Source organism: Novosphingobium resinovorum (assembly GCF_027922145.1).
GTDB classification, from domain to species: Bacteria; Pseudomonadota; Alphaproteobacteria; order Sphingomonadales; family Sphingomonadaceae; genus Novosphingobium; species Novosphingobium resinovorum.
Genome location: NZ_BSFC01000021.1, coordinates 349,906 through 362,353, shown reverse-complemented (window position 1 = coordinate 362,353; position 12,448 = coordinate 349,906). Strand labels below are relative to the sequence as shown.

10 protein-coding genes are annotated in these 12,448 nt (G+C 65.6%); all 10 read left to right on the top strand.

All coding sequences use genetic code 11. The features are described 5' to 3' along the window. Window positions 1–25 precede the first annotated feature (25 nt). Window positions 26–955, top strand: coding sequence for a LysR family transcriptional regulator (locus tag PKE80_RS14045; RefSeq protein WP_271183017.1), 930 nt, complete (start codon window positions 26–28; stop codon window positions 953–955). 228 nt (window positions 956–1,183) lie between these two features. Beyond that, the gene (locus tag PKE80_RS14040) at window positions 1,184–2,302 is read left to right on the top strand and encodes an amidohydrolase family protein (protein WP_271183016.1); all 1,119 of its coding nucleotides are present in this window, start codon (window positions 1,184–1,186) and stop codon (window positions 2,300–2,302) included. A gap of 35 nt (window positions 2,303–2,337) precedes the next feature. Beyond that, a complete protein-coding gene (locus PKE80_RS14035) occupies window positions 2,338–3,996 on the top strand; it encodes a class I adenylate-forming enzyme family protein (protein ID WP_271183015.1) in 1,659 nt (552 codons plus the stop codon). Window positions 3,997–4,030: 34 nt separating this feature from the next. Then, entirely contained in the window at window positions 4,031–6,400 is a 2,370-nt protein-coding gene (locus PKE80_RS14030) for a TonB-dependent receptor (protein WP_271183014.1), read from the top strand. After that, on the top strand, window positions 6,400–7,674 hold the full coding sequence (locus tag PKE80_RS14025; protein ID WP_271183013.1) for an MFS transporter: 1,275 nt from the start codon (window positions 6,400–6,402) through the stop codon (window positions 7,672–7,674). Before PKE80_RS14030 ends, PKE80_RS14025 begins: the two co-directional genes overlap by 1 nt. Before the next feature lies 1 nt (window position 7,675). Then, complete coding sequence (locus PKE80_RS14020; protein ID WP_271183012.1) at window positions 7,676–8,842, top strand: thiolase C-terminal domain-containing protein; 1,167 nt, start codon at window positions 7,676–7,678, stop codon at window positions 8,840–8,842. Then, a complete protein-coding gene (locus PKE80_RS14015) occupies window positions 8,839–9,267 on the top strand; it encodes a Zn-ribbon domain-containing OB-fold protein (protein ID WP_271183011.1) in 429 nt (142 codons plus the stop codon). Before PKE80_RS14020 ends, PKE80_RS14015 begins: the two co-directional genes overlap by 4 nt. Continuing rightward, window positions 9,254–9,694 carry a Zn-ribbon domain-containing OB-fold protein gene (locus tag PKE80_RS14010; protein ID WP_271183010.1) on the top strand — a complete coding sequence of 147 codons (441 nt, stop codon included), beginning with the start codon at window positions 9,254–9,256 and terminating at the stop codon, window positions 9,692–9,694. Before PKE80_RS14015 ends, PKE80_RS14010 begins: the two co-directional genes overlap by 14 nt. A gap of 4 nt (window positions 9,695–9,698) precedes the next feature. After that, complete coding sequence (locus PKE80_RS14005; RefSeq protein ID WP_271183009.1) at window positions 9,699–10,898, top strand: thiolase family protein; 1,200 nt, start codon at window positions 9,699–9,701, stop codon at window positions 10,896–10,898. Window positions 10,899–11,015: 117 nt separating this feature from the next. Then, window positions 11,016–12,380: an LLM class flavin-dependent oxidoreductase gene (locus tag PKE80_RS14000; protein ID WP_271183008.1), complete on the top strand. Its 1,365-nt coding sequence runs from the start codon at window positions 11,016–11,018 to the stop codon at window positions 12,378–12,380. The last annotated feature ends 68 nt before the right edge of the window (window positions 12,381–12,448 follow it).

Here is a 12,448-nt window from a genome sequence, read left to right as displayed (position 1 = left end):
ATAACCAGTAGCTGCCTTCGCCTTTGTGAAATCCCTTGCCGGCGCGGGCGCCGAACGGCACTCCATCAACATGAAGGTATCGATCCGGCAACTTCAGGTTTTTGATGCGGTTGCGGCAACCGGCAGCGTGACCGCTGCGGCAAACCGCCTGAACATGAGCCAGAGCGCGGCAAGCAGCGCCTTGACCGATCTGCAGATCATCCTTGGCCGGCAACTCTTTGCTCATGCCAAGGGGCGGCCGCTTCAGATCACCGACGAAGGAAAACGGCTGCGTTCCACCATTCGTTCGGTCCTTTGCACGATCGAGGATATCGAAGGAGATCGGGACGATGCCCCGTTGAACGGGCAACTCGTACTGGGCGCGACTCCAATGGTGGCGGAGACGATTCTGCCTCAACTTTGCGTCGGCTTCATGCGCAACCATCCCGAGGTGCAGATCCGCGTCGAATCCCAGTCCACCATGGACCTCTTCGAGCGGCTCAGCCGGTTCGAGCTCGAGACTGCGGTGATCGAGAACTTCCCCGATGTTCCCGGTGTCGAGTTGACTCCCTGGCGCACCGACGAGATGGTGCTCATCGTCGCCCCTGACCATCGGCTGGCGAGAAGGCAGGGTCTGGCGATCGGTGATCTGGCGGGAGAGCGATGGTGCTTGCGCGAAGCGGCCTCGTCTGAATGCGCGCGCCTGCGCTACCTGATGCACGAGCAGATCGGTCAACTGCGTGTCGCTTTCGAATCCACCAGCAACTGGGGCATTCGTGATGCAGTGGTCGCCGGTGGTGGTATCGGTTGCCTGTCACACGAAGTGGTGAGGACCGACCTGGAGCAAGGGCGGCTCGTGCAACTGGCTGTATCCGGCTTTTCCTATACTCGCGCGCTCAGCCTCGCCCGGCCGCGGAACATATCTCGGGGGCGTTTGGTCGCCGCTTTCGACCGATACCTTATCGAAAATGCCTGACCCATCGGTTACGTCGATAGGGGTGTTCCGAATTTCGCAGCTATCCCGGTGACCGCTCCCGGTCTAATTCTCGGCGTATACAAGGCAGCAGGCCGCGCGGAGCAAGCAGATAGGGCAGGGAGAGGTGCATTTGCCGGGGATTACCCGGTGCGTGCAGTCGCGCCTGCATCATCAGCGGGTTTTCGGAAAAGGGAATAGCCAGCGCGGCCGCTTTCGGGAGAGGGCGGGATGACTTTCGTATTCAGCGCCGACGGACATTTCGTCGAGCCATCGGATCTGTTCAGCGAAGGGCTGCCGCCCTCGTTGCGCACTTTCGGTCTTCATGCGGTGAAGCAGGATGATTTCATCCTGTCGATGGCGGGTGACAAGGTCCTGCAGAAAACCCCCATCGAGCGTGGGCCGCCACGCCTGGGGGCTGACGGGGAACCGTTCGGCCGCCCGGACCGGCGCGGCAACCGGGAAGTCGAGTTCCGTCTGCAGGACATGGCCCTCGACGGTGTCGATGCCGAGATCGTGTTCCCCAGCCTCGGCCTGACCGCCTACATGATCGAGAACGCGGAGGCGGAACTGGCCACGGCGCAAGTCTACAACGACTGGCTGCACGGTCTGCTCAAGGACCATACGCGCTCGTTCGTGCGCTGCGGCATCCTGCCGGTGCGCGACTTTCGCAATACGATCGCTGAGATGGAGCGCCTTGCCGCGCTCGGCTTCACGTCCGCCATGCTGCCCAGCCTGATCGAGCGCGATTCCGGCATTCCGCAATATACCAGCGAGGCATGGGATCCGGTCTTCGATGCCGCGCAGCGCCTTGGCATCGTCTTCGCGCTGCACACCGGGACCGGCCGCAACGACGTGCGCAGTTTTCGCGGCGCGGGCGGCGCGGTGATGAACTACATGATCCAGGCGACGGACGGCATGATCACAATCGGCGCCATGGTCGCGGGCGGGCTGCTCGATCGCTTCCCCGGCGCCAAGGTCTGCGTGATCGAGGGCGGCGCGAGCTGGCTGGCGGCCCTCGCGGAGCGGATGGACGAGGTCTACGACGCGCACCAGTCCTTCGTGCGGCCCAAGCTGTCGCTGACCCCGCGCGAGATCATCGCCCGGCAGGTCGCCTGCTCGTTCCAGACGGATCGTGCCGGGATCATGTCGCGTTCTGTCACCGGGACGGCGGCCTTGCTGTGGGGCGCGGACTATCCGCACCACGAAGGCACGTTCCCCCGGTCCCGGCAGGTCATCGCCGAACTGTTCGAGGGCATCGACATCTCCGAGGCGGACAAGGCGGCCATCGTCGGCGGCAATGCGGCGCGGCTATTCCGGCTCGACCGCCCGGAGTTCGCGGCCGGATGATCGCGGATCCGCAAGCAAAGATCGCGTGGCGGCCGGTGACCCGGAAAGATCGGGAAGCGCTGGAGGCGGCCCGATCGCGCACGATGTGGCAGGTCTTGAGCGACGCCGCCGCACGCGACCCCGACCGTGACGCGCTGGTTGCGGCCGACGATGCGGGCGCGGTTACGCGACTGACGTATGCCCAACTTCTGGATAGGGTGCGCGATCTGTCGGCGGGCCTCGCCAGCATCGGCGTCACGCGCGGCGACCGGATCGTGCTGTGGATGACCAACCGGCTGGAATGGATCGTCTCGTTCTTCGCGGCGGCCCGGATCGGGGCCGCGGTGGTGCCGATCAACACGTTCCTGAAAGCGCCGGAAATCGCCTATTGCATACGGCAGTCGGGGGCGCGCCACCTGATCATGCTCGATCGCTTCCGCAAGCTCGACATGCCAGCGATCCTTGCTGAAATCTGTCCCGAATTCGCCGAGGCGCAGGTGCCCGGCGCATTGTGCTCGCGCGCGATGCCGGACTTGCGCAACGTGGTCCTGTTCGCCCGCGAAGGCACGTCCCACCGCGCCGCTTTCGACTGGACGGTGCTTGAGGCGGTCGGCCGCGAAGGCCATGGCGACTGGCTGGCCGTTGCCGACCGGATGGCCGAGGCGGTGACGCCGCAGGACGTCTTCGTGGTCAAGTATACCTCGGGCAGCACCGGCTTTCCCAAGGGCGTGATGCTGCAGCAAGGCGGTTTCGCGGCGAATGGTATCCTACATGCCGGTCGCACGGGCATGCGGCGGGACGACGTTTATTTCTCGATGATGCCGCTGTTTCATGCAGGCGGCAGCATCTATGGCCTGATGAGCATGCTGCCGCAGGGCGGCACGCTGGTCTTCACCGAGGCTTTCAGCGTCGATCTGGCCGTGCGGCTTATCGTCGAGGAACAGGCGACGATCTTCGTCAGCGTGCTCGGCAAGGAAGCGGTGATGGAGGCGCAGGCGCGCGCGATCACGTTCCCGAGGCTGCGCATGGCGCCGCTCCACAACGATGCGGCGCGTGCGGTGATGCCCAACGTCACCTTCGCGTTCTCTCCCTACGGGCTGACCGAGACTTATGGCCCTTGCGCTATCACCGGCCCCAACGATGATCCCGCAAAGATGCTGTCGACCGGCGGAAGGCCGCTGCCCGGCAACGAGATAAGGGTGGTTGATCCCGAAACCGGACGCGATCTCGGCCCCGGCCAGACCGGCGAGGCGTGGATCCGCGGCAACACCATGATCGGCTACTGGAACCAGCCCGAGGAGACGGCGAGGGCGATCGATGCCGAGGGCTGGGTGCACAGCGAAGACCTCGTGAGCATCGATGAGGACGGCTACGTCACGTATCGCGGCCGCATCAAGCTGATGGCCAAGGTCGGTGGCGAGAACGTCAGCCTCGAGGAGGTCGAGCGCTGCCTTGTCGGCCACGAGGACGTGACGCACTGCGCCGCCGTAAGTGTTGCGGATCCGCGCAAGGTCGAAGTGCTGCGGGTCTACGTCGTGCGGCGTCCGGCAAGCGCGGTCAGCCCCGAGGATCTGCACGCCTGGCTGAAGCCGCGCCTCGCGCATTTCAAGCTGCCTCGCGACATCGTCTTCGTCGATGACCTGCCGCGGCTGGGCAGCGGCAAGCTCGACAGGATCGCGCTGGCGGCATGGGCGAGGGCGGCCGTCGCAATCTGAACACGAAAAATCAAAAATAACGAGGGAGGAACGGATGACGAGCTTGAAGGAAACGGCCATCGCGGGAGCAAGCTTGCTTGCCCTGTGTGCGGCGTCGCAGGTGCAGCAAGCCGCCGCGCAGGAAGCCCAGTCGCAGCAGGCGACCGACATCAGCGCGGACATCATCGTCACGGCCCGCCGCCGCGAAGAGTCGCTGCAGGACGTGCCGCTGACCGTGCAGGCGGTGACCGGGCAGGAGATCCAGAAACTCAACCTGCGTGAATTCCGTGAGATCCAAGCGCTCGTGCCCGGGCTGTCTCTGGGGCAGGAGCCCAATGGCGTCGCCACCCGCGCTACGCTGCGCGGCGTTGCCTTTGACGTGAACGCTAGCGGCAACAACGGCACCATCGAATTCTACATGAACGATGCGCCGATCACGGCGGCGATCCTGTTCCAGTCGATGTTCGACGTCGGCCAGATCGAGGTGCTGCGCGGCCCGCAGGGGACGTTGCGCGGCCGCGCCTCGCCATCGGGATCGATCACCGTGACCACCCACAAGCCCGAATTGTCCGAAGTCGGTGCGACGATGATCGCCACGGTGAACACATGGGGCGACGTCAACGGGCAGGCGGCGCTCAACATCCCGCTGGTTCAGGACCGTCTGGCGATCCGCCTTGCGGGGGTCATGGACGAGACCGACGACAACCGCATCCACAGCATCAACGACGATGCGAAGCCCAGCCGCCGCACGCAGGGAGGGCGCCTGTCCGTCCGCGCGGAGCCGATCGACGGGCTGACGCTTGACGGCAGCTACACCCAGACCATCCGCAAGGCCGTCTCTTTCCTGCCGGCGGAATCGCTCGACTACATCGACCCGGCCGCACCTGCGGCGCCGGTTGCGCTGACGCCGGACGATCGCACCTCGGTCATGTATACGCCCTACACCTATCGTCAGAGCTTCACGGTCTGGAACTGGGCCGCCCACTGGCAGATATTCGGGCAGTCGCTGAACTATCTCGGCTCGCACAACAAGCAGAAGTACCGATCGCTGCAGCCCAACGACCTCGGCGCCGCGCTGCCTGCGACGGCACCGGAGGATTTTCTCGGCGCCGGTCAGAATTCCAGCACCAATGCGAAGCAGACCAACCATGAACTGCGGCTGTCGTCGGACCAGCGCGTTCTCGGCATCTTCGACTACGTCGTCGGGGCCTTGTGGAACAAGCTCTACAATCCGACGAACCTCGAGGTTCAGACGCCTGTTTTCGCCGGGAGCACGGCGCGGCCTCTTCTGCTGAACCGCACTCCGGTCGAGCGCGTCGGCAGTTCGTTCGAGCGATCCTTCTTCGGCAACGTGACTGCGCATCTGGGCGAGGGCACCGAGGTTTCAGGGGGCATCCGCCGCATCCGCTATCATTCCGAGGGAAGCCTCGTGACCCGGGGCGTGCCGGTTCCCGCGGCTGACGAAGACCGCACTCTGCACGCGACGATCTATTCGGCATCGATCAAGCACAACTTCACCCGTGACCTGATGGCCTATGCCAGCTTCGGCACATCCTGGCGGCCGGGCTCCGGGTCCAATCCCGTGCAATTGCGCGATCAGTCGCAACCTTACGGGCTGCTCGCCAGCCTGTATTATCCGGATCCGGAGAAGTCCAAGTCCTACGAACTGGGCGTGAAATCGCAGTGGCTGGGCGGTCGTCTGCGGATCAATGCAACGGTGTTCCACCAGACCTTCGACAACTTCGCCTATGCGGCGCCGAGCATCTTCTACATCGCCGATGTCGGCGGTTCCGTCGGTGTACGCCAGATCACCGCGCTGACGGTGGGCGTTCCGGCCAAGGTCAACGGCGCCGAACTGGAAGTGTCCGGCACCCCCATGCGCGGCTGGGACATCGGCGCGACGATGAGCTACGCCAAGGGCACGATCGACAACGCGACGATCCCCTGCAATCCCTATGCGGGCGTCCCCACGGCGGCGCAGATTCTCGATGCTTCGGGTGGTGAGCAGGTCTCCGTCTGTCAGGTCGACGGGCTGCGAGCCGGGCCGAACGCGCCGTTCACGGCCACCGTGCAGTCCGAGTATATCGCGCCGATCGGTTCCGGAATCGATGGTTATCTCCGTGGCCTTGCCAGCTTCTACGGCAAGTCGCGCAACGATCCGGTGAACCCGATCGACGACATTTCGGCCTACGCGCTCGTCAATTTCTACGCCGGTGTACGCGCGGACGATGGTGCATGGGACGTAGGCTTCTACGCCAAGAACCTGTTCGATACCGACAAGGTGCTTTCGCGAGGGGCCACGGCTCCGGTGAGCGGAGCGTCGGTGGTAGGCGGTGTCACTCCGGCAAGCCGCTACCGCATCATCTCCCTGACTCCGCAGCGCGAGATCGGCCTGACCGCCCGCTTCGCCATCGGCAGCCGCTGATGGAGGCGGTGCCCGCAAGCTACTTCGGCGAGATCCGGCGCAATGCCCGATCGCTGGCGGCCGCCGCCCTGGGGTCGGGCGGCGGGCTCATGCTGATGAGCTATACCACGACGATCTTCGGGCCATATCTGGTCCGCACGTTCGGCTGGTCGCGATCACAGTTCGCGCTGATCGGGCTGGCGATGTTCTCGACGCTGATCGCGTTGCCGTTCATCGGCCGCCTGACCGACCGCTTCGGCGTGCGGCGCACCGCGCTGGTGGGCGTGCTGGGCATCCCTGCCTGCCTGAGCGCCTACAGCTTCATGAGCGGCAGCTTCCCCACCTACTTCGCAATATCCTGCATGATCCTGGCGCTGGGCAGCTTTACCAGCCCGGTGGTCTACACCCGCCTGATCGCGGCCGATTTCGACAAGGCGCGCGGCCTCGCGCTGACGTTCGTGACGATCGCGCCCGCCTTGCTTGGGGCGATCGCCGCCCCCTTGCTGACGGCGGTGATCGACGCCTGGGGGTGGCGGGTCGGCTATCGCACGCTGGCGGTGTTCGTACTGGTCTGCGGACTGACGGCGCTGGCGCTCGTGCCGCCTCACGACCGGGACGGTGTTGCAGGTGCGCGTGTCCACGTCGCCACGGTGCGGGCGGACTACGGGGCGATCCTGCGCAGTGGTCCGTTCTGGATGATCTTCGTCGCGATGCTGCTGTGTACCCTGCAGACGCCGCTGCACAGTTCGCAGATGGCGCTGATGCTGCACGACAATCATCTCGGCAGCGGAGTGGTGGCGGGGATGATCTCGATCTACGGGCTTGGCACCGTGATCGGGCGGGTCGGCTGCGGACTGGCGCTGGACCGGTTCTCGGCCCCGGTCGTCGCGGCGATCTCGATGCTGCCGCCGGCGCTGGGATATGCGTTGTTGGCCAGTTCTGTGGACACCACCGTCGTGATCGGAGCGGCGATGTTCATGGTGGGCTTCGCGGTCGGCGCCGAAGGCGATCTCCAGTCGTTCCTCGTCGCGCGGTATTTCCCGCTAAGGATATTCAGCACGACGCTCAGCCTCGTCTACTGCGGGGTTTTCGCGGCCTCCGCGCTCGGGGCCTTGCTGTTGAGCGTGCTGCTGCGCACCAGTGACAGCTTCGCGCCGTTCCTGATGGTCGTGGCCTGCGCGATCGCTCTGGGCAGCCTCGTGTTCCTGATGCTGCCGCGCGGGAGGACGGCGCCCGGCAGTCATGCCGGGGACGATCCCTCGTCCCGCACGGTGCCTGCTCTGGAGATGCAGTGACATGGGCAGGAAAGCGCAATCCGCGATCGTCGGCAGCGGGGCGACGCCCTACTATTTCCGCGGCGAGAGCGCGCCGCAGGCGGTGCTGGAACTGATCGACAAGGCGGTGCTGGCCGCCGTAGCCGATGCCGGGCTGCACATCGACGATGTCGACGGTCTGGCTTTCTTCGCTTTCGGTTTCGACACCGGCATGATCATCGAGCAACTGGGCCTGAAGAACGTGACCTTCGCGCATTGCGTCTCCGCGTTCGGCGGCGGCATGGCGGGGATGCTCGACCTTGCCGACATGGCCGTCTCGACGGGCCGGGCGCGCAACGTGGTGTGCATCGGGGCGACGCAGCAGGTCGGGCGGCGGGTCGGCCAGGCGCTCGGCAACTTCGCGGCGAGCCCGGACAACATCTTCCACCGTATCGCCGGTCTGAACGGCCCCGGTCAGGCGCTCGCGCTGTCGGCAAGGCGGCACATGCACGAGTTCGGCACCCGGCGCGAGGCTTTCGCTGAAGTCGTCATGGCGTCCCGCGCGGCGGCCGCGACCCGCGAGACCGCGTTCCGCCGCAAGCCGCTCTCGATGGACGAGTACATGGCAGCGCCGATGCTGGCCGATCCGATGTGCAAGTTCGACTTCTGCCTCGAGACCGATGGCGCGCTGGCCTTCGTCGTCACCGCAGCCGATCGGGCACGCGACCGGCCGCAACCGCCGGTCTACATCGCCGGGGCCGCGCAGCATGGCAGCTGCGACTGGGGCAGGGCCTTCTTCTGGCTGGGACAGACGCCTGAGGCTTTCGTCTCGGCGGGCGGCGTGAAGGTGGCCGAGCGGCTCTACCAGCTTACCGGCATGACGCCTGCGGACATCGACGTGGCCTGCCTCTACGACCATTTCTCGCCGCTGGTGATTATGCAGCTTGAGGATTTCGGGTTCTGCGCCAGAGGCGAGGGCGGGCCGTTCGTCGAAAGCGGCGCGATCCGGCTTGACGGGGCGATCCCGGTGAACCCGCACGGCGGCCACCTGTCGGAAGCCTACGTCGTGGGCATGACGCATATCCGCGAGGCGGTGGAGCAGTTGCGCGGCACGGCGGTGAACCAGGTGCAGGGTGCGCGCACGGCGCTCGTCACCGGTGGTCCCGCGCCGACGCCGATGACCGCCGCGATCCTGAGGAGCGAACCATGAGGCTCAGCATCACGCCCGATTTCGCGGCGCTGGAGATTGCTCGCGATGCCTGGTCAGAACCGTTCTGGCAGTGGGGGGAGCAGGGCGAGGTGCGGATGCCCGCTTGCCTCCATTGCGGCGCCTTCCGTTGGCCCGCCGGGCCTTTCTGCCCGAGCTGTCGCACACAAGAGGTCGAATGGAGGCCGACCGGACAGGCGCGGATCCATACCTTCACTATTCTGCCGATCTCCGGGGAGGCGACGAAGGTGCGGATGCCGACGCTCGTGGAGTTCGACGACGCGCCCGGTGTGCGTCTCGTTTCCGTCCTCGTCGATGCCGATCCGGATACGGTCGCAATCGGCATGCCGGTCGCCATCGACTGGATCGCCGCGAGCAATGGCAAAGTGGCGGTCTTTCGCACGGAGGCTACCGGTGACCGAGCCTGACGACCCTGCGGTCTTTGCGTATTTCCACGACGGCCATGTCGACCGGGACAACATCGCGCATTATCGCGGGCTGATGCGCAGCCGGTTGCTGGTCAATCGCTGCAACGAGTGCGGCCACTGGATCTACCCTCACCGCCCCCTCTGTCCGGAATGCCTCAGCTTCTCGGTGGAGCCTGCGGAGGTGAGCGGGCTCGGCAGGCTCTACATGTGGACGCTGATCCACCAGTCGCGTGATCCAGACAAGCCGTTGGCGACCCCGTTGCTGGCCGCGGCGATCGAACTCGTAGAGCAACCCGGCCTGCGCTATCTTTCGCGCGTGGTCGGGTGCCCGCCCGAACGGCTGCGGCACGACATGCCGGTGCAGCTCACCTGGATCGAGGAGGAGGGCCGTCGCTGGCCCGCCTTCACGCCGCTGGACATGGGCTGACGCGATGGCGCGTAATCCGCTCAGGGACAAAGTGGCGATCGTCGGCATCGGCTCGACCCGGTACGGGCGCGACCTCGGACGCAGCGAACTGGCGCTGGGGCTGGAGGCGGCCGTCGCCGCCATCCGCGACGCTGGAATAAGCCCCGGGGAGGTCGACGGCATTTGCGGCACCGGCATGACTCCGCTGGCGATGGGAGGCGCGGGCTTCCTCAGCCTGCAGGGCGCGTTGGGGATCGAACGCTGCACATGGGGCAAGAACGGCTGGCTCGGATCGGCGCTGGTCTTCACCGTGGAGGCCGTGTTTTCCGGCCTTTGCGACATGGCGCTGCTGGTCCAGGCGAACGTGCGCGGCGCGAACATGTCCCGCTCCGCCGCGCGCGACCCGTACCGGGCAAGGGCGGCGCGGTATGCCGACGTCGGCGGCGATGTCGGGCTCGGCGACTTCGCCAAGCGCTGGATTCATTCGGGCGAGCCCTATGCCGCGATCATGCGCCGGTACATGCACGATTTTGGCGTGGGCAAGAACGCATTCGCGATGATGGCGGTGAACTGCCGCACTCAAGGGACGGCCAACCCCGAGGCGATACTGAGACATCCGCTGTCGCTGGCCGACTACGAGGCGAGCCGCACGATCTGGGATCCGATGCAGATCGCCGACATGGACGTGCCGTGCGACTGCGCCGAGGCGCTGGTCATAACCACTGCGGAGCGTGCCCGCGACTTGCGCAGGAAGCCGGTTTATGTCCACGCCATGTCGCTTGGTGGCACCCGGATCGGTGAATATTACGAGAATTTCGCGGGCTGGCGCGACAATTCGTTTCAGGTCGCCCATCGCGGACTGTGGGAGCGCAGCGAACTCTCGCTCGCCGACATCGACCTGTTCTACCCCTACGACGGGTACACGATGGACGCGGTCGCGATCACCGAGGCGGCGGGATATTGCGGCATCGGAGAGGCGACAGACCTTTTCCGGTCCTCGTGGGATGCCTCGCGCAACCTGCTGATGCTGGACGGCCGCGTGCCGGTCATGACCGGCGGTGGCGGACTTTCGCATGGCCGGGCGGGCGGCGCCAATCTCTATGCGGAGGCTGCACGGCAACTGCGCGGCGATCTGGGCGAAAGGCAGGTGCCCGGGGCAAGCGCAGCGCTGATCTCCATCGGCAGCTTCTTCCATGACCCCTCCGCCGTCGTCCTGCGCGCCTGACGATGGGGCGGCAGACGAATTGCAGGTGTGGTTGGACGTCCGGCACGGCGGGTTTGTTGGACCGTCCGGACTGAAGTGGCCTAGTCCGGCCTTAACGATCGGGAGCGGTGTTTCGACATGAAGACCAACAAAGGACACATGAAGCTGGGCGCCTTCTGCGGGGGCAGCTACCATCAGGCGGGATGGCGCCATCCGGATGCCGACAATGCGTTCGGCCATGACTTCTCCCGCTGGGTCGAGCTTGCGCGCAAGCTGGAGGCGGCGAAATTCGACATGATGTTCATCGCCGACACCGCCTCGCCCAGCGACGCGGAAAACCCGGATGTCTTCCGGTACATCAGCGGCGGCGACAATTTCGAGCCGATGACCTTGCTGGCGGCGCTGTCTGCGCACACCACGCACCTGGGCCTCGCAGCGACGATCGCCACGTCCTATCGTCCGCCTTACGATGCGGCGCGCGAAATCCTTTCGCTCGACCGGATCAGCGGCGGCCGCGTGGGCTGGAACATCGTTACCGGCATTTCTCCCGACGATGCCGCGCAATATGCCGACCAAACTTTCGTGCCGCAGGAGCAGCGCTACGCTCGGGGCGAGGAATTCGTCGACGTCGTGCTCAAGCTCTGGGACAGCGTGGAGCCGGGCGCCTATCCGCGCGACAAGGAGGGCGGTGCCTACAAGGACCTCGACCGCATCCACCTGATCAACCACGTCGGCCGGCATTATCGGGTGCGGGGGCCGCTCAAGGGCGTCGCCTCGGCGCAGGGCCGACCGCTGCTGATCCAGGCGGGTCAGTCCGAGGAAGGGCGGGCGATGGCCTCGCGCGTGGCGGAAGCTATCTTCACCGCGCAATCGACGTTCGAGCAGGCGCAAGCGTTTCGCGACGACATCCGCCGCCGCGCGGCTGCCTGGGGCCGCAACCCGGACCACGTCAAGGTCATGCCCGGTGCGCTCGTCGTGGTCGGCGAAACGCGCGAGGAAGCGCAGGACAAGTGGGCGGAACTCGACACCCGCATCGATCTGCGTGCGGCACGAGCAAGACTCCAGCTGGCCCTGAAGGCCTATGATCTGAGCGGCCACGATCTCGATGCACCGTTCCCCGATGTTCCGCCGGAATCGGTCATCAGCCGGGGACGGCATCACGTCGAGGCCGCAAAGCGGGAGGGCCTGACCTTGCGGGAGGTGCTTATCCGCTCTTCCGCCTCCAACGCGCATTTTGCGGTGATCGGAACGGTCAAGGATGTCACCGACGAACTGCAGCACTGGTTCGAGGGTGGCGCGTGCGATGGCTTCAACATCATGCCGGCGGTCAATCCGGTGTCTTTCGAGGAATTTATTGAAAGGGTCGTTCCCGAACTCCAGCGACGAGGGTTGTTTCGTACCGAATACGAAGGGCGCACGTTGCGTGAAAACTTGCAGGTGCCGGCCGATCTACTGCCTTTGCTGGATGATGACGTGCACGAAGCAACATCGCTGGCGGGCTGAGAGGTCGCGCCTTTTGCTTTCACATTAATGGCATTCCTGGGGAGGAATCGGCTCGTCGCATCGCTGAT

Coding starts and splice junctions, on each gene's coding strand:
- PKE80_RS14025 (WP_271183013.1), top strand. CDS start 6,400: ATGGAGGCGGTGCCCGCAAGCTACTTCGGCGAGATCCGGCGCAATGCC.
- PKE80_RS14040 (WP_271183016.1), top strand. CDS start 1,184: ATGACTTTCGTATTCAGCGCCGACGGACATTTCGTCGAGCCATCGGAT.
- PKE80_RS14000 (WP_271183008.1), top strand. CDS start 11,016: ATGAAGACCAACAAAGGACACATGAAGCTGGGCGCCTTCTGCGGGGGC.
- PKE80_RS14015 (WP_271183011.1), top strand. CDS start 8,839: ATGAGGCTCAGCATCACGCCCGATTTCGCGGCGCTGGAGATTGCTCGC.
- PKE80_RS14005 (WP_271183009.1), top strand. CDS start 9,699: ATGGCGCGTAATCCGCTCAGGGACAAAGTGGCGATCGTCGGCATCGGC.
- PKE80_RS14030 (WP_271183014.1), top strand. CDS start 4,031: ATGACGAGCTTGAAGGAAACGGCCATCGCGGGAGCAAGCTTGCTTGCC.
- PKE80_RS14020 (WP_271183012.1), top strand. CDS start 7,676: ATGGGCAGGAAAGCGCAATCCGCGATCGTCGGCAGCGGGGCGACGCCC.